General features: G+C 61.2%; 12 protein-coding genes. 9 read left to right on the plus strand and 3 right to left on the minus strand.

Annotated features, from left to right (window positions below; translation table 11 throughout):
* The first annotated feature begins 66 nt into the window (after positions 1–66).
* Positions 67–501, plus strand: coding sequence for a homoprotocatechuate degradation operon regulator HpaR (hpaR, locus tag PXK07_RS10175; RefSeq protein ID WP_274848119.1), 435 nt, complete (start codon positions 67–69; stop codon positions 499–501).
* Here the strand turns inward: hpaR and PXK07_RS10180 are convergent.
* Positions 498–1,754 carry a glycerate kinase type-2 family protein gene (locus PXK07_RS10180; protein ID WP_274848120.1) on the minus strand — a complete coding sequence of 419 codons (1,257 nt, stop codon included), beginning with the start codon at positions 1,752–1,754 and terminating at the stop codon, positions 498–500. The genes hpaR and PXK07_RS10180 overlap by 4 nt on opposite strands.
* Before the next feature lie 93 nt (positions 1,755–1,847).
* Positions 1,848–3,395 (minus strand): sulfatase-like hydrolase/transferase, encoded by a 1,548-nt coding sequence (locus PXK07_RS10185; protein ID WP_274848121.1) that lies wholly within the window; start codon positions 3,393–3,395, stop codon positions 1,848–1,850.
* 199 nt (positions 3,396–3,594) lie between these two features.
* Here PXK07_RS10185 and PXK07_RS10190 point away from each other — a divergent pair, with 199 nt between their 5' ends.
* The 8 genes from PXK07_RS10190 to PXK07_RS10225 all read left to right on the plus strand — a co-directional run bounded on the left by PXK07_RS10190 (position 3,595) and on the right by PXK07_RS10225 (position 12,410).
* Positions 3,595–4,392: a DeoR/GlpR family DNA-binding transcription regulator gene (locus PXK07_RS10190; protein ID WP_274848122.1), complete on the plus strand. Its 798-nt coding sequence runs from the start codon at positions 3,595–3,597 to the stop codon at positions 4,390–4,392.
* 12 nt (positions 4,393–4,404) lie between these two features.
* A complete protein-coding gene (locus PXK07_RS10195; RefSeq protein ID WP_274848123.1) occupies positions 4,405–6,081 on the plus strand; it encodes a Na/Pi cotransporter family protein in 1,677 nt (558 codons plus the stop codon).
* 70 nt (positions 6,082–6,151) lie between these two features.
* Positions 6,152–6,991: a DMT family transporter gene (locus PXK07_RS10200; protein WP_274848124.1), complete on the plus strand. Its 840-nt coding sequence runs from the start codon at positions 6,152–6,154 to the stop codon at positions 6,989–6,991.
* A gap of 289 nt (positions 6,992–7,280) precedes the next feature.
* On the plus strand, positions 7,281–8,405 hold the full coding sequence (locus PXK07_RS10205; protein ID WP_274848125.1) for an extracellular solute-binding protein: 1,125 nt from the start codon (positions 7,281–7,283) through the stop codon (positions 8,403–8,405).
* A gap of 157 nt (positions 8,406–8,562) precedes the next feature.
* Positions 8,563–9,675 (plus strand): ABC transporter ATP-binding protein, encoded by a 1,113-nt coding sequence (locus PXK07_RS10210; protein WP_274848126.1) that lies wholly within the window; start codon positions 8,563–8,565, stop codon positions 9,673–9,675.
* Between the two features lie 12 nt (positions 9,676–9,687).
* Complete coding sequence (locus PXK07_RS10215; protein ID WP_274848127.1) at positions 9,688–10,608, plus strand: ABC transporter permease; 921 nt, start codon at positions 9,688–9,690, stop codon at positions 10,606–10,608.
* On the plus strand, positions 10,605–11,876 hold the full coding sequence (locus PXK07_RS10220) for an ABC transporter permease (protein WP_274848128.1): 1,272 nt from the start codon (positions 10,605–10,607) through the stop codon (positions 11,874–11,876). The genes PXK07_RS10215 and PXK07_RS10220 overlap by 4 nt, the downstream gene beginning before the upstream one ends.
* 114 nt (positions 11,877–11,990) lie before the next feature.
* Entirely contained in the window at positions 11,991–12,410 is a 420-nt protein-coding gene (locus PXK07_RS10225; protein WP_274848129.1) for a VOC family protein, read from the plus strand.
* 151 nt (positions 12,411–12,561) lie between these two features.
* Here the strand turns inward: PXK07_RS10225 and PXK07_RS10230 are convergent, their stop codons facing one another.
* Complete coding sequence (locus PXK07_RS10230) at positions 12,562–18,231, minus strand: Ig-like domain-containing protein (RefSeq protein ID WP_274848130.1); 5,670 nt, start codon at positions 18,229–18,231, stop codon at positions 12,562–12,564.
* Positions 18,232–18,374 lie beyond the last annotated feature (143 nt).

Genomic DNA, 18,374 nt, shown 5'->3' on the forward strand with positions numbered 1-18,374 from the left:
GGCGTCAATACGCGGGGCTTGTGCATTCCAATTGCGTTTTATGCGTGTTTAAGGTGATAAACGCGCATGACAAAATCACTGCCATCCACCGACCGTTCACTGCCGATTGCCCTGTTGCGGGCGCGTGAACGTGTCATGGGTCCGATTCGAGCGCTCTTGACCGATGCCAACCTGACCGAACAGCAATGGCGCGTGTTGCGCGTTGTGCAGGAAAGCGGGCCGACGGATCCGACCCAGATATCGGAAGAGGCCTGCCTTCTGTTGCCCAGCTTGACCCGCATCCTGCAAAAGCTGGAAGAGAAAGAGCTGATCAGTCGCAGCCGGGATCAGGTCGACCGGCGCCGTCAGGTGGTGACGATCACCCCGGCAGGGGAAAAGATCATCGATGACAATATCGATGCCAGCATGGCGCTGGTCGAGCGGACTCGCCAGAAGATGGGCGAAGAGCGCTACGAGGCGCTGCTGGACCTGCTGAACGATCTGGACAGGATCGAACTTTAATCCGGTTTGCGCAGGAAGACCTGCACATCGGCCACATTGGTGCCGGTGCCCCCGGTCATCACCAGGGCATCCGCAGCCTTCAGGGCGGCGTAGCTGTCGTTATTGGCCAGTAGCGCCTCGGGATCCTGCCCGGCGTCGCTGATTGCGGCCCAGGTTTCAGGGGAGACGATTCCGCCTGCCGCATCGGTCGGGCCATCGCGCCCGTCGGTGCCACCCGACAGGAAGACCCAATCCCCGGTCAGGCGCTCAGTGCCAAGCTGTGCCACCCGCAAGGCCAATTCCTGATTGCGCCCGCCAAGGCCAGTGCCGGTCAGCCGCACGGTGGTTTCGCCGCCAAAGATCAGCGCCACGGGTCGATCCGACGGGGCCTTGTGTGCGGCCCCGATCACCGCTTGGGCGGCCTCTGCCACATCGCCGGTCAGGTGGTCGCTGACAATCTGCGCTTCCCATTCAGCTGCGGCCTCTGTCATGGCGGCAAGGCTGTGGCGGTTCGACCCGATCAGGATGTTCTGCGCCTTTGGCAGGCGGACTTCGCTATCCGGAGCAGAGAGATGCGCCTTGACCGCCTCGGGGGCTGTCTCCCAGATCCGTGCCCGCTGCATCACCGCGCGGGCCTCGGCGCGGGTGCCGATGGGGGAGACCGTGGGCCCCGAGGCGATGGCTCGCAGGTCGTCGCCGATCACATCAGACAACAGATAGGCGGTGACCGGTGCCGGTGCTGCATGGCGCAACAGCCCGCCACCCTTCAGATCCGACAGCTGCTGGCGGATCAGGTTCATCTCGTTGATTTCAAGCCCCGAGGCCAGCAGTAGCCGCCCCACCTCGGCCTTGTCCTCTAGTGTCAGCCCCGATGCAGGCGCGACCATCAGCGCCGATCCCCCACCCGAGATCAGCGCGATCACCCGGTCCTGCGCTGTGGCGCCCGCCAGGAAGTCGACCACGGCCCGTCCGGCGGCGGCGCTGGCCTCGTCCGGGACGGGATGGCTGCCTGCGATCACCTGCGCTCCGGGAAGGGTGCAGAGGTTTTCCGGGTTGGTCACCACAAGGGCCGCGCGCGGCTCGGGGATCTGAGCCAAGGCTTCGCGCATCATCGGGATGGCGGCCTTGCCCACCGCAAGGATCAGGCTGCGGCCGCCTTCGGGCAGGGGCGCAAGGGGCGCCTCGGCAAGCTGACGGCGCAGCGCAAGGGCTGGATCTGCGCGCTCCACGGCGGCGGCAAACAGCGCAAGCGCGGTTTTGCGAAGGTCACTCATGTCTCTTTCCCCCGGCTGGCAGCGTGACCCGATCAATGCCGGGATGTTATCGCTAAACTTGGTGGGTCTTCTGCCTGAAAGACGCGGGCAAGGTCAACCGCCGGGGCGGGGGCGGAGATACCTTTGCGGTCCTCCGGTGGTGATCTGATCCAGCGACAGGGTGTGATCGGCGTTCTTCATCCGGTGGCGCAGCATGGTGCGTGTGAGGCGGGCAAGATCTGCCTGCAGGGCGGGATCACCGGCCACATTCGCCATCTCCCCGGCACCGTGATGATCGAACAGCAGGGGCGGCAGGTTGGCGGCGAATTCCACCAGGGTGAAGCGATCATCGCGCAGGATCGCGAGCGAGGAATTCGACAGATCAAGGCCAGGCATATCGCCCGGCGCATCGGGCTGGGCGAAATCGAGTTCGGAATAGGCATGGCTGCGCCAGCCATCAGGTGTTTCGCCGCGCAACAGCGGCAGCAGCGAGGCGCCGTCCATCGCATTGGGGATCTCCTGCCCGACCCAGTCCAGAATGGTGGGGGTAAGATCAATGGATTCGGTGAAGGCATCGACCTGGGATCCGGCGCGTGCGGCGTTGCCAGGCAGGCGGATCATCAGCGGCGTGCGATAGGCCGCATCATAGACCGAGAACTTGCCCCAGCTGTGCCGGTCGCCCAGCATCTCGCCGTGGTCGGCGCTGATGATGACGAGCGTGTCGTCCTCCTGGCCGCTGTCCTTCAGGAACTGAAGAACACGTCCGATGTGGGTATCGATCTCAGATACAAGGCCCAGATAGATCGCGCGCAGGCTCTGGACCACGTCGTCGCTGGCCTCCAGATCCGGGAAGCCCATCACGGTAGAGGCGGGCGTGACCGCGTCCATCATCGGGCCAAAGAACGGGTGCATTGCGCGTTCGGCCTGCGGCTGCTCCAGGCGGCTGGGCAAGGGCAGGGCGGCGGGATCATACATATCGTTATAGGGCGCAGGCGCCACCAGCGGCGGATGCGGGCGAATATAGGTGAGATGGGCAAACCAGCTTTGATCGGCGTAGGCGGGCATGGTGGCCAGGAACCGATCAGTCAGGAAGGCGGTGTCGCTGTCCTCGGCCCGGTAGGGGGCAGGATCGTTGAGGCGGGCGGGGCCGCCGGTGGGAGAGACCGGCCTGTAGAGATCCCAGTAGTCCTCGAAGGCATAGCCCTTGCTCATCAGGTACGAGCGCCACGGGTAGGACATCTCCAGCCGCATCTCCAGCATCTCGTGGAAATCGGCCATGTGGTATTCATAGGTCTGCACCGCCGGATCATTGGGGTGGTGCACGCGCGGATCTCGGGAGGTGTCGGTATAGCCGAACAGCATCGGCAGGTAGCCGCATTTGCGCATCTCGCCCGCCAGGGTCGGGGCATCATGGCGCAGGGGCGTGCCATTGCGCACCGATCGGTGGTTCATCGCATATTGCCCGGTCAGGATCGAGGCGCGCGAGGGCCCGCAGGGGTTCACCACCGTGTAATTGCGGTCAAACGTTACGGCGGTTTCCATGAAGCGGCGCAGGTTGGGCAGCTCCACATGCGCCGCCAGCGCGCCGCTCAGGCAATCGGCTCTCAACTGATCGATGAGGATGAACAGAACGTTCTTGCGGGGGCGGGGGGATGAGGCCATGGCGCGTCTCGTTTTGACTGTCTGTCGCCAGATAATCTTGCCGCGTCGGCTTTGGGAAGGGTTTTCTCGACCACACAATCCTGTGAGATGTGACCGGTTATCTGTGGGTTTTTGTGGAATTGTGTGGAGTATTCTCCCATATTGAAGCATCAAACCCGTTTGCTTGCCCTGTCGAGTTGTCCTGTCGAGGTCGAATTCCGTGTCGTCCACTCCCCGATTGTCCCGCCGCGAAGGTGAGCTTGTCGAAGCCCTGCAACGCCTTGGCGGATCGGGGCGCAGCGCCGAATTGGCGCGGGTGCTGGATGTCTCCGAGGAGACGGTGCGCCGCACGGTCAAATCCCTGGCCAAGGCGGGGCTGGTCGAGCGCGTGCATGGCGGTGCTCATCTGACCGGCGGCCAGGCGGGGCAGAGCTTCTTTCGCCGCATTGGGGAAAACCGGGCAGAAAAGCAGCGCATCGCGCAGGCGGCGATCGGTCGGATCAGGGATGGCATGACGGTCTTTCTGGACGTCGGCTCCACCACTGCCTTTGTGGCAGAGGCGCTGCGGCAAAGGCGGGACCTGACGGTGGTGACCAATTCCATCGGCGTGGCGCAGACACTGGCAAGCCACAATGGCAACCGGGTGCATCTCCTGGGCGGGGAAATGCAGAGCGACGAGCGCGGAACCTTCGGCCCCGTGGCCGAACAGCAGGCGGGGCGGTTTGCCTTTGATGTGGCGGTGCTTTCTGCCGATGCGCTGTCGGCCAAACACGGGGTTCTCTACCACAGCGCGCCCGAGGCACATCTGGCTCGGGTGATCGCCGAGGGGGCCGAGGAGGTGCTGCTGGTGTCGACCCAGGGCAAGGTCGGCAGGACCGCCCCGCATCGCGGACCTGCGCCGCAGATGCTGGATCTGCTGCTGATCGATCAGCCCCCGGGCAAGAAGCTGGCAAAATCCCTGGCCGATTGGGGGGTCGCGACAGAGATCGCCCCTGAGGCAGATCAACAGACCCCATAAAGGAAGGCAGAGATGGCGATATTGACCTTTCTGATCAGCCTCGCGGGGGCGACCATGCTGCTGCTTTTTGCGGTGCGTATGGTGCGCACAGGGATCGAGCGCAGTTACGGTGCCTCCTTCCAGCGGCTCCTGACCGGGGCGCGCAGCCCTGTTCAGGCGGGCGCGGCGGGCGTTGGCCTGGCGCTGGTGCTGCAAAGTTCGACTGCGGTGGCGCTTTTGGTGACCGGGTTTGCCGCCAGCGGCTATCTGACCTTTCCGACCGGTCTGGCCATCGTGCTGGGCGGTGATCTTGGGTCGGCGCTGATCGTGCTGCTCTTGTCCTTCCGGCTGGATTGGCTGGTGCCGGTGCTTCTGGCGGTGGGCGGCTACCTTTTCGTCAAGACAGAGGCGAAGAAGCCGCGCCAGTTGGGGCGCATCCTGTTGGGCGTTGCCTTCATCCTGATTTCACTGCGGTTCCTGCGCGAGGCGATGGACCCGATCCGCGACAGCGCCTTCCTGCCCGCGATCGCCGGGTATCTGGCGCGCGATTACATCACCGCCTTCCTGGTGGGGGGCGCGCTGGCCTTTGTGATGCATTCCTCGGTGGCGGCGATCCTGATGTGCGTCACATTGGTGCAGATCGGAGCGCTGCCCTTTGCCGCCGGCCTGTCGCTGGTGCTGGGCGCCAATTTCGGATCTGCCTTCATTCCCGTCTGGCTCAGCCGGGGCATGGCAATCGGCGCCCGTCGCATTCCCTTTGCCAACCTGTTCCTGCGTGGCAGCTGGGCGGTGGTCTGCCTCTTTTCCTCCCATGCCGTCATGGGAGCTGGTCTGCTGGGCGATCCGCAAGGGGGGCAGATGCTGGTCTATACCCATCTGGCCTTCAATGCATCGCTTCTGATCGCGGCACTGCCTGTCTACCGGCCGGTGCAGGCCATGATGGCGCGCCTGTTGCCGGAACCCGCAGCGCCGGAGACGGAGGGACCTGGGCGTCCGGCCTCTGCACTGGTGCCGGGGGATTATGCCTCTCCCACCCTGGCGCTGGCCAATCTCAAACGAGAGCTGCTGCGCATGATCGATCTGATCGACACCATGTTCCGCCCCCTGCCGGATCTTTACCGCAGCGGTGATGCGGCGCAGATCAAGGCGGTTCAGGCGCTGGACCAAGAGGTGAACGCCTGCCTCTCCGGCATCCGTGCCTATGTGGCGGGCATCCCGGAAGACGCGTTTTCGCGCGCCCAGCTGAAGACAGCGCGGGACCTGGTGGAATATGCGATCCGCCTCGAGACCGCCGGTGATGTGGCCGCCGCGCGACTGTCGGCGCTCGCCGGGGAGCTTAACAAGAAGGGGCTCAGGTTCTCGAAGGATGGCTGGTCAGAGATCGTCTGCCTGCACGAGGCGATCGCAGACAACCTGCGGCTGGCCTCCAACGTGCTGATTTCGGACGATCTGGAAAGCGCGCGCCTGTTGAATCTGGAAAAGACCGAGGTGAAACGCATGGAGCGCGACAGCCGCAAACGCCATCTCAAGCGCTTGCAACGGGGGGTGAGCGAGAGTTTCGAGTCCTCCGATATCCATCTCGAAACCCTGCGGGCGCTCAGAGAGTTCAACAGCCATATTGCGGCGGTCTCCTATCCGGTGCTTTATCAAAACGGCCAGCTGTTGGAGACACGGCTGATCGAAAAGATGAAGCCGGAACCGGTGAGCTGATCCGAATGGCCGCAACGCCCGCTTTTGGATTCCCGTTCCGCCCCATCGTCCTGAAAGGCATTGAACCGCAGTGAGCCCCTTTGTCATTGTCATCGTTCTCATGGCGGCGACGCTGCACGCGGTGTGGAACGCCATCGTCAAAACCGCCGAGGACCGCACCACCATGCTGGGGCTGGTGGCGCTGGGCCATGTGATCCCGGGCGCGGTCATGGTCGCCCTGCTGCCACTGCCCGCAGTGGAAAGCCTGCCCTATGTGGCGGCCTCCACCCTGGTGCATTTCGGCTATTTCTACATGCTGGGGCGCGCCTATGCCCATGGCGATCTCAGCGTGGTCTACCCCATTGCCCGGGGCATCGTGCCGGCATTGGTGGCGCTATGGGCGATGCTATTTGCAGGGGAGGTTCTGCCGACCCAGGCCTGGGGCGGGATTGCGCTCATTGCCTGTGGTATCCAGCTCAGCAGTTGGCAGGCGCTGAGATCCGGTGTGGGGCGGGCAGCGCTGGGCTATGCTGTGGGGACCGGGATCTGCATCTCGGCCTATTCGCTGATCGATGGGCTTGGCGTGCGCCTGTCCGGGAATACCCTCAGCTATTGGGCCTGGGGCGCGTTTCTTGACTTGTTTGTGGCTTCGTTCATCGGGCTGCGCAAAAAGGCCAGTCTGGGTGCAGTGCGCCCGCGCAGCTGGATTATTGGTATCGGCGGCGGGTTCGTGTCGATGACGGCCTATGGGCTGGTTCTATACGCCAAGACCTTTGCTCCCCTGGGGGCGGTCTCGGCCTTGCGCGAAACATCGGTCATCTTCGCAGCCCTGATTGGATTCGTTTTCCTGAAAGAGGGCCACTGGATGCGCCGCCTGGGCGCGGCGGTGCTGATGGCAGGTGGGGTGGCTCTGATCGGAACGTCTTTGTGATGGGCATCACGGCACCATCAATGCCTAATCTGTGGGCAGGGGCGTTGACGCAGGCCAGAGCGGCGCGCAAACTGCTGGCTGTCACGGGTCTGCCGTGGCGAATTCAAATCAAGGTAAACTTGGGCTTTCGGGAGATTTTGGACCGATCCGGCCGCCGTGGTGCGGCATTCTGGCCTTATCAAAATTTGAAACTGTCACTGTCGGCCAAGATAGACCGACCGCAAGCTTTTGTTACGTAAGACAACGAAAATAAAAACACGATCAATAACCCCATAGGGAGAACCATACCATGACTGCAAAACAAAACGTTACCCGGCGTTCCGTGCTGAAGACGGCGGGCGCCGCCGCGCTGGCCGCGCCGCTCTATTCCAAAAGCGCGCTGGCCTCGTCGGGTGAAGTCAACATCCTGATGTGGTCGGACTACCTGCCGCCCTCTTTCCTTGAGGCCTTTGAGGCCGAGACCGGCATCAAGGTGAATTACACCGGTATCGGCTCGAACGAGGAAATCATCAACAAGATGAAGGCGACCAAGGGGCAGGGGTTCGACATCGTGTCTCCCACCAACAACCGCTCGCTGCAGTGGGGTCCGCTGGAGCTGTTGCAGCCCTTCGATATGAGCAAGGTCAACATCGACGCCGTGAACCCGGCAATGGCCAAGATCGGCACCGACGCCTGGAACTTTGCTGGCAAGGGGTCGCACTGGCTGCCGCATATCTGGGGCACCGAAGGTATCGCTTACCGCACCGACAAATGGCTGCCCGCGGGCGATGCGCCCTCTTATGGCGATGTCTGGAGCGAAGAGAACGCCGGCAAGACCATGGGCCGTGCCCATTCGATGATGCTCGGCGCCGGTCTTTACATGGAAGCCTCGGGCGAGATGGAGCCGGGCTCGGTCTGGGCCGCCTATGAGAACGAAGAGACCATGCGCAAGGTCTGGGGCCAGATCACCGACTGGTGCGTGGCGCGCAAGGACCGGATCAAGCTGATCTGGAACGATGCCGACACTCAGAAGAACGGTCTGCTGAACGAAGGCGTCGTGGTTGGTCAGACCTGGGACGGCCCGCCGCTGGCGCTGAAATCCGCAGGTGAGCCGGTGCACTATCAGGCGCCCGTCGAAGGTGCCATGGCCTGGGTCGACGGCATGTCGATGCCGGTTGGTGCGCAGAACGTCGAGCAGGTCTATGCCTTCATCGAGTTCGCCTACCGCAAGGAACCCGCGGGCGTTGCCATCGACAGCCACGGCTACAACTCGCCGGTTCTGGGCGCCGATGCCTATTCGGGCGACACCTACAAGAAGAACTTCGCCGAAGCCTATCCCGGCGACAGCCTGGCCAATCTGAACCCCTGGCCGGCCGAGGCGCCCTGGTACGCAGACGTGCGCACCGAGTTCGTCAACAAGTTCAAGAGCGCCTGATCCGCGCGCCTGACACCGAACTGGCTTCCCGGTGACACCGGGGAGCCAGCCACGCGCCTCAGCGGCGCAGGATGCAAACATCAATTGAACGGGTGCAGCGGGCACCGGCCAGTGGCATGCCACCGGGCTGGGGAATTGCGCCCCGGGGAGTGACCACATGACTGCTGGGGTCGGCGTAGATCTGGAAAACCTCTGGATCCGATTTGGGGATTTCGTCGCGGTGCGCGACGCGAACGTAAAGATCAACGGGGGCGATTTCTTCTCCTTTCTCGGCCCCTCGGGCTGCGGCAAGACCACGATCCTGCGGGCGGTCTCGGGGTTTCTTGACCCCAGCGAGGGCCGTGTGCTGATCGGCGGCAACGACATGAAGGGCATCGGCCCCAACAAGCGCCCCACGGCGCTGATCTTTCAGAACCTTGCGCTGTTCCCGCTGATGAAGGTCTGGGAGAACATCACCTTCTCGATGGAGATCAAGGGCGCCTCTGCCCGTGAACGCCGCAAGCGCGCCGATGAGCTCCTGGACATGATCGCGCTGCCGGGGCAGGGGGACAAGCTGCCGTCGGAACTCTCGGGCGGTCAACGCCAGCGGGTCGCGATTGCCCGTGCCCTATGCGCCGAGCCGGACGTGCTGCTGCTGGACGAACCCCTGTCGGCGCTGGATCTGAAGCTGCGCCAACACATGCGCACCGAGCTGCGCGAGATCCAGCAACGGGTCGGCATTACCTTCATCTACATCACCCACGATCAGGGCGAGGCGCTGACCATGTCCGACAATATTGCGGTAATGCGTGCGGGCGTCATTGACCAGATCGGCGATGGCAAGACCGTCTACAACGATCCCTCCACCGCCTTTGCCGCATCGTTCGTGGGGGAAAACAACGTCTTTCGCGGCAAGGTCAAGCAGGTCTCGGGTGACACCGCCCTGATCGCCACCAACCGTTCGGGCGAGCTGTTGGCGCGGATTTCCACCGCCAATCAGGGCAAGATGCAGCCCGGTGACGATGCCATGCTGTTCATCCGCCCCGAGGCCTTTGCCCTGGCGCCTGCGGGCACCACCGGCGATCATTTTGTCACCGCCACCGTCACCAACGAGGAATTCGAAGGCAATGTCTTCAACATCTTCATGGAGGGCGAAGGCGGCAAAGAGCTGAAGGTGTCCCTGCCTAATCTTGGCCAGTCTTTCGACAGCCACAAGGGCCAGCCGATGACCCTGCAATACGATGTCCAGAACGCCGTGGCCCTGCCCGCAGGCGAACTGGCGACGGAATAGGGGGCGGATGTCATGCCTCGTTTCCTGAGGGAATTCTTCAATCGCAACGGCGTCGGCATGGGGTCTTTTATGCTGGGGCTGGTCCTGTTCTGGACCATTGGCCTGATCATCCTGCCGCAACTGTCGATGCTCGACTTCTCGTTTAGGCCCAACCTGCCGCCGCCAGAGATTGGCGGGCCAAAGGATGTCTACACGGTCGAGAACTACAAATACCTGATCTTCGGGCCCGAGGGCGGCAGCCAGGACTATAACGCGGTCGATCTGCGGGTGTTCTACCGGACCCTGATCGCAGCGGTGTTTGTGACGCTGTTCAACCTGATCCTATGCTACCCGATCGCCTATTACCTGGCGCAGACCAAGGGCAATCACATCCGCATCTTTGCGCTGATGCTGATCATCCCCTACTGGATCAACGAGATCCTGCGCGCCTTTGCCCTGCGGATCATCTTTGGCGAAACCGGGGTTCTGAACAACGCATTGGTGGGCCTCGGGATCTTCGACACGCCCTTTGACTTCATCCGCAACGACATCGCGCTCTATGCGGGGCTTGGCTATGCCTACATCCTGTTGATGATCTTCCCGATCTACAACGTGATCGAAAGCCTGGATCGCAACCAGATCGAAGCGGCGCGCGACATGGGTGCAAGCTGGCCGATGATCCACCGCCGCGTGGTTATTCCCTATGCCAAACCCGGTATCAGCTCGGGCTGCACCATGGTCTTCATGCTGTCGGCCGGGGCGCTGGCGGCGCCGCAGATCCTGGGCGGTCCGTCCTCCTTGTGGTTCACGCAGCTGATCTATCAGCAGTTCAATGACAACAGCGACTGGCCGCAGGGTGCAGCCTATGCGGTGGTGCTTTTGGTGACCTGTATCCTCTTGGTTCTGGCGGTGATGCGCCTCTTCAAGGTGAACATGGGGGATATCGGCAAATGACCTCCTTCTCCTTCATGCGCGTCAGCATCTGGGTCTATCTGGCGATCTTCTTTGCCTATCTCCTGGGTCCCCTGGTGATCATGTCGATCACCGCCTTCAACAGCCCCGAGTTCCCCCGCGCCACCCCGTGGGAGTGCCTGACCTTCGAGTGGTTCTCGGCGCTGTTTCAGGACGAGCGGATCCTGAACGGGATCAAGAACTCGATCCTGGTCGGGGCGGGCACGGTGGTGCTGTCGGTGGCAATGGGTCTGGCGGGGGCGCTGATGCTCACCCAGATCTGGCCGAAACTGCGCGCGACCTATTACACCATCATCATCGCGCCGATCCTGATCCCCGGCGTGGTCATCGGTATTTCGACGCTGGTGTTCTGGGACCGCATCAACCGGATGGTGGGCCTGGGGGCTGACAGCTTCCTGTCGAACGGGCTGTTCCTGACGGTGATCGGCCAGTCCACCTTCATCGCCAGCTATTGCATGCTGGTGCTGGTGGCACGTCTGCAGCGCTATGACACGGCGCTGACCGAGGCGGCGCTGGACCTGGGTGCCACCCATGCGCAGGCCTTCCGCAAGGTGCTGCTGCCGTTCATGAAACCGGCGATTGCCTCGGCCGCGGTTCTGGCCTTCCTTGCCAGTTTCGAGAACTACAACACCACCACCTTTACCTTTGGCGAATACCCGACCCTGACCATCGAGCTGGCGCAGAAGGTCCGCTATGGCATCACGCCCGCGATCTCGGCTCTGGCCTTCATCATCGTGGTGCTGACCGTCTTTGCCGCGCTGTTCAACGAGGCGAACCTGCGCCGCAAGGATCTGGTCGCGGCAGCCCGCAAGGACGCTACGGTCGAGGAACTCGAAAGCGGCAAGTTCCGCGTTCCGGGCTTCCTCAGCTCCAACTGGGCGGCGGTCGCGCTGGTGGTGATGGGGTGCGCCACGGTTGTGGTTGTGGGCACCGCCACGGTCTACAGCCCCGCGCAGTGCATCGCCAACGTGCAGGAGCAAAAGCGCATCGAGACCGAGTTGCGCATCCAGGAGCTGCGCCAGCGCCGCGCCGAGGAAGCCGCCCGCAAGGCTGCGGAAGAGGCCGAAACCGCGCCGAAACCGCAGGCAGCACCTTCGGGCAACAACTCCGGCTTTGGCGGGGTCTTCAGCCCCAACGCCCTGACCGGTGGCAGCGAGGCAGAAGAGGACAGCAAGGCGCCCGAGGCGGAGGACAAGAGCAACTCCGGCTTTGGCAATGTCTTTGCCCCCAGCAGCCTGAGCGGTGATTGATCCCGGGTTATGAGGCTGGAACAAGGCGGCCCATCTGGGCCGCCTTTTCATATGCAGATCCCAGTCAGTGTCCGTGCTACAGGCTGATGGCAGTCCCAAAAAGGAGCGCTTGCCATGATTGCCTATGTGACCGTCGGTGCCGATGACATTGCGCGCGCCAAACGGTTCTACTCTGCTGTCCTGCCAGCCCTTGGCTATATCTTGAAGGAGGGGCCGGAGGGATTGAGCTATGCGCTGCCCGTCGCGCCGGGCCAATCGCCGACCTTGCCTGATTTCTATGTCAAACCGCCCTTCGACGGCAGACCGGCCTCGGCTGGCAACGGCTCTATGGTTGCCTTTGAGGCAGAGAGCCAGCAACAGGTGCGCGCCCTCCACGCCGCGGCCCTAGCTGCAGGTGGCTCTGACGAGGGTCAGCCAGGTTTTCGCGCATCCTATGGCCCTCGGTTCTATGTCGGCTACCTGCGCGATCCGCAGGGCAACAAGATCGCGTTGTTTTCCAGCAACCCGGCTGAGCCCGGGCGGGATGGCAAGTGAATCTCTGCGGGCGCCACCGAGGACATGCGCTTCCGCGTGATCTCTGCGCCCTCCACCCGGGGAGATCGGGACGACGTCCGGGGCGCGATATATGTCAGAACAGGGGAACGGAGGGTGCCCGATCGGCACGCTCCGCCCATGACTACGTGTCTCAGCTCAGGAACTCGTCCAAGCCGCCGACGACCAGCGTGACTGTCGCCTCTGATGTGGCGCCTTCGGCGTCGGTGATGCTGTAGACGAAACTATCCTCCAGCACATCCCCATCGTTCAGCGCCTGGATGTCCGCCGCTGCGGTGGGATCATAGGTGATCAGCCCGGTGTCGGCGTCATAGGACAGGCTGGCGCCATTGGCGCTGACGGCTCCGTCGAGTGAGAAGACAAAGCTATCGCCATCAAAACCCGTGTCATTCGACAGAAGGTCCGATATCTTGATCGTGGCTATGCTGTCCTCTGTCGCATAGGGGTGATTGCCCCCAAAGATCTGAGCTTTGATGCCAATAGTTCTGTCTTCATTGCTGTACCAGCTAATGATGAAGCGTCCATCATTGAGAGGAGCAATAGAACTATAGATTTGATGGTAGTGTTCGCTTTCGTTAACGAGAACGCTTTCTGTCGCGGGGGTTCCGTCTGCATTGTAGACTTGGGCGTAGGTACCCCCTCTTGATGAGTCTGGCGCCGACCAAGTCACCACAAACTGTTCCGCAGACACCCAGGTTACATCGCCATTGTCGGCGTAGTCTGTTGTGCCTGCAACAACAGGTCTATAGAACGTAAATTCTTCTGAAGCTGCGGAGCCATCGGGGTTGAAAACCCTTCCAACCATCCGTGCTTCAATGCCTGCATCGGTGGAGATTTCTCGCCAAGTGACAACAAAAGATCCGTTTTCATTGGCGGAAACCTGGACATTGGACAGGGCTCCCAGATTCGCATCTATTGTTCGAGTGGTAAGTTCGAGATTGGTTACGACTTCCTGACCGCTATTGTCGAAGATTTCGGCCTGAACAACGGTTGTTGATCGTCCTGCTCCGATAGTACCCGTAGCCCATAGTGTTATGAATCCACCGGTCTCAAGCGCTTCAACAGAGACGCCCTGCAGAGCTCCTTGGCCTGGAAAGTCATCAAGATCCATTGCGAATGACTGTCCCAAAATATCGCCATTTGGGCTGTAGATCCTGCCGTCAAATCCAGAACGCGTCTCGTGGGCACCTGATGGGTAAGTAGTGCCAATAGAGGTGACCAAGATATTGCCGTTGCTCAATCCGGTGACCCTGAAGCTGGCAAAATCATCCCCCTCAGAGTTGACCAAGGAGATTTCACCGGTTCGGGGAGATCCGTCTGCGTTGAAGATCCGCATTGTTGAACGGGTATCCACATCGGGGTTATTGGAGCCGTTCGTTCGCCAGACCAACGCAAAGCCGCCATCTTCAAGTTCGGTCAACTCGAATTCATCCAGTCTCCCACCTGCGTCCTCATTGGCGAGGAACAGCGATCTGACATCGTTCCCTTCTGCATCCACGACACGGACAGCGACGCCAGTTTGGCCGCCACTATTGGCTTTCCAGGCGGAAACAAAGCCGCCGTCTTTACGCGCGACAACCTGTGGGTGAGGCGAGGTGGCAACCCCGATCCCAGACAGCGTGAACTCACCTTCTCCCTCAATAGCTTGTAAATTTGAGGGAGCCCCGGTCAGGCGATCATCGATTGCATTGGGGACGGTGATAGGAACTCCATCTGTTCCACCGACCGTCAAAGTAACCGTTGCGGTGGATGTGTTCCCATTCGCATCCGTCAGTGTGTAAGTGAATGTGTCCTCCAGGGTCTCGCCCGTCCCAAGGGCCTGCACCTCGGCGGAGGCGGTCGGGTCATAGAGAACCTCGCCGGTTTCCGCGTTGAAGGTGATTTCGGCGCCAAAGGCGCTGGTGGCGGACACATCCGTCACGGTCAGCTCGGCACCCTCGGCACCGGTGTCATTGGCAAGCAGCTGGTCAATCGAAATCAGCGAAGCGGTGTTTTGATCCGTAAAGGCTCTTTCGGCCAATTCGCCATTCCCGTCGAAGATGCGAATGGTTGTGTCATGGTCACCGGTCTCTGGATTGAGGTCTTGTGAGATGATGGCGAAACCACCCTCCGGCAACGCAACGATTTCAATCTCTCTATGGTGCCCGCGCTCACCGTCCGGGTCGATTGCGATCTTGTCCGTCAGCGGCTGCCCCTCGGCATCAAAGATGATCACATAGGGAAAGCTGATGTACTCGTAGGTTCCCGGCACCTTTTCCGCTTCATTCCAGATCACAGCGAAACGCCCATCATCAAGCCATACCTGTTGCAGATCCTTGAAGTAATTGTGTTCAAGATGTCCCGTCAGAGCCTCTTCTGGCATGGTGTCGACGATCCAGCGATCGACTAAAGTATTGCCGTCCAAGTCCAAGATCTGCGACATCAGGCGCCCGCCATTGTCGATCCATGTCAGCGCGATCAGGCCTGCATCATTGACCTCAGCTTCAAGGTGGTAGGGCCTATGTTCAAAACCAGCGGTAACAACCGTTTGGGACAGCTCGTTTCCAGTCTCATCATAAAACGTCATGAAAGTATGCGCATACGAGCCGTCTTGATGCACGACTGCGAACTGGCCGTCCGGCAGCGCGATAGGAACGTAGAAATATCCGACGTCAGGAACCGCTGATGATGCAATAACCGACCCGTCTTGGCCCACGACCGAAAACCGCCACTCATCAATAGAGTCAACAAGGCGCCCGTCGCTGCCGAATACTGGGTCCTGACTTACCTGTGAAATCACAAAGTTGCCGTTGTCGAGGGCCTCGATCCACGGCCCTCTTAGGCCATCGGGGCGATTTCCATCAATCTCCAATGGCTCGAACAAGGGTGTCCCGCTTGGGTCAAACACCTGCACCCAAGAAGAGAATGGAGCATAGCTATTCGGGCCAGCTATTATGTTGTAACGCCCATAAGTCCAGGAAACAGCCAGGTTCCCATTTTCAAGAGTGGTGACATTGAGGTCATCAATTCCGACTCCCGTCTCCGCGGTGAACAATTCAATACCACGCTCAACCACAGAGCCAGAGGCGTCAAACACGTGCAATCTGATCTGACTCGCAGCGAGAGGATTACCCCGTTCGTCCCTCTCTTCGGTTTCAAAGTGTGACACATAGGCCAAAGCGAACCCGCCGTCGTCCATCCGGGTTGCCCGGTGCTGCCAGGCATATGGACTGTCCGTATGGTATTCAGCGATCAGAAAATCTGAACCGACCAGCCTGTCATCCGCGGCCTCTGCCGTACCACCTTGCCCTGTGACGGTCACGTTGACGGTTGCGGTGTCGCTGTTGCCGTTGGCGTCGGTCACCGTGTAGGTGAAACTATCCGTGAAGACCTCTCCATCCGTCAGATGCCGCAGGGCATCTTCACTGTTGTAGGTGATATTCGTCCCGTCAAAGCTGATCGCCACGCCCGATGCGCTGGTTGCGGAGACCTGGTAGGTCGCGGTGCCAAAGCCCATGGAGGTGTCATTGGCCAGAAGGCTCGCCAGCGAGATCTGGAGAGGGTCTTCGGAGGCGGTTGCGACCCGGTCATCCGACAGAACAATCTCATAGAGCCTTTCAACGACCGAGCGATCGCTGATGTCCAGGGTGACCCCATCTCCCGCAAAGTAGAGGAACTCGATATTGCGCAACTGGTCGATGCCGAAGTCGGACACGTCCGTCGAAACAGCGCTCACCTGGACGGTGCTGCCGTTGACTGCCTTGATGTAGTAATCTGAAAAGCTGCCGCTGAAGGCGGCCCAATCCGTTCCCGTGCGGCCGTCCAGCCGGTCGTTGCCCGCGCCGCCGACAATGTAGTCAGAGGCTGTGCCGCCATAGACCTGATCATCGCCCGCTCCGGCATGGACCGTCGCGTCTCCGCTGCCGAGGCGGATGGTGTCCCTGCCAGCACCGCTGTCGATTACAGCGGTGCCGTCCCCCGCTACGATGCTGTCATTGCCTGCGCCGGTGGTCACGGTGCTGTTGAACTCTTCGCCGCCTCTGCTCAGGCGAATGGTATTGCGACCGTCGCCAGTCAGAATGGTCACCTCGCCCTCACCGGTCACGATACGGTTGTTGCCATCTCCGACCTCGACCAGGGCCGTCCCCTCGCCGACAGTGATCCGGTTGTTGCCGTCTCCAGCGGCGACGCTGGCACTGCCATCGCCTGTGTCGACCCGGTTGTCACCATCGCCCAGGGAAACCGTGACCTCGCCGTCGTCGGTCTTGATCTGGTTGTTCCCATCCCCGGCGGTGATCACATGGATGCCCTCGCTGGCGGTTACCCTGTTGCGGCCTTCGCCAACGGAGATTTCGCTGCTGCCGTCGCCCAGGCGAATATCGTCGTCACCGCCAAGGGCAGACAGGACAAGATCGCCATTGCCCAGGGACACCCGGTTCGTGCCGGCTCCGGCGAAGATCGTATAGGTGCCGTCGCGCAGGGTGATGGAATCGTTGCCATCTCCGACGGCAATCTCGAAGATGCCATGTCCTGCAGTGATCCGGTTCTGACCCGCCCCGGCATCGACGACCATGGTCCCATCGCCAAGACGGATGTTGTCAGTCCCATCGCCGGTGACGATACTCATGTCACCCGATCCAGCGGTGATGCGGTTGTTGCCCCCCAGGGAGGAAAAGTCGAGCGTGCCATCCGAAACGGTAATCTGATCGTTTCCGGTTCCCGATGTTATAGTGAACGTGCCGGCGCCCAGCGTTGCGCGATTGTTGCCGTCGCCAAGATGCAACTCGGCCTCGGCGTCGCCGATACGGAGTTGATCATTTCCGCTGCCTGTGGTGACAAGAAACTGGCCGTCACCCGTTGTAATGCGGTTGCTGCCATCGCCTGCGTCGATTTGGCTGGTACCGTCTCCGATCTTGATCTGATCGTCGCCCTCTTCGGCGGTGATGACAAAGTCGCCATCTCCCGCGGTGATCTGGTTCTTCCCGCCACCGGCATCGATCCGGCCCGTGCCATCGCCCATCTTGATCTGGTCGGCTCCGCCGCCGGCGGTCACCACAAGGTTGCCGTCGCCAGCATATATCCGATTGCTGCCTTCCCCGGCTGAAACGGTGCTGTTTCCATTCCCCAACCGAACGGAATCATTGTCCTTGCCCACCGCAATCTCGTAGGAGCCATCCCCGGCCCTGATCATGTTGCGACCGTCCCCGGCCAGGATCGTACCGCTGCCGTCGCCCAAGGTTATACTGTCGTGCCCGTCGCCAGAGGTTATCTCGACCTCGCCATCGCCAACGGTGATCTTGTTGTTTCCCGCTCCGGCATTGATGCTGTGCTGGCCGTCGCTCAGCCTGATCTGGTCATCCTGATCCCCGGTTTCGATGTCGGTGTTGCCGAGCGCGGTAATCCGGTTGCGCCCACCCCCTGCGCGGATCAGATTGAAGCCAGCGCCAACGGAGATATTGTCATCGTGCGCGCCGCTCTCGATCTGGTTGTCACCATCGCCGACAGTGATCCTGTTCTTGCCGTCGCCTGCGGTGATGATGTTGTTGCCATCGGCCACCGAGATCGTATTGCCGCCATCCCCGGTGGTGATGTCATTGTCGCCGGAGCCAGCCCTGACCTGGTTGCGACCATCGCCAAGCACGACCTGGTTGGCGCCATCGCCGAGGCTGACACGGTTGTTGCCGTCCCCGGCCTGCACAAGATTGTCGCCATCGCCAACCGTGACCACATTGTTGCCATCCAGGGCAGAAATGTCGTGATCGTCATCTCCCAGCACAATCCTGTCGCCGCGAGCCGTGCCCAAGATAATCGTCTTGTCCGCCATTTCTAAATCCCAACCTCAAAACACATCCCTGAATTGAATGGGCTGGGCTGTCGGCAATCTCAAGATTTACCTCTTTAAAATACAGGCAAAATCAATTTCTTAACGATGGCAGCTGCAGGGGTGGCGCAGGCCAGCTCCAAGGA

The sequence above is a fragment of the Phaeobacter sp. QD34_24 genome, assembly GCF_028890115.1.
Classification (GTDB): domain Bacteria; phylum Pseudomonadota; class Alphaproteobacteria; order Rhodobacterales; family Rhodobacteraceae; genus Phycobacter.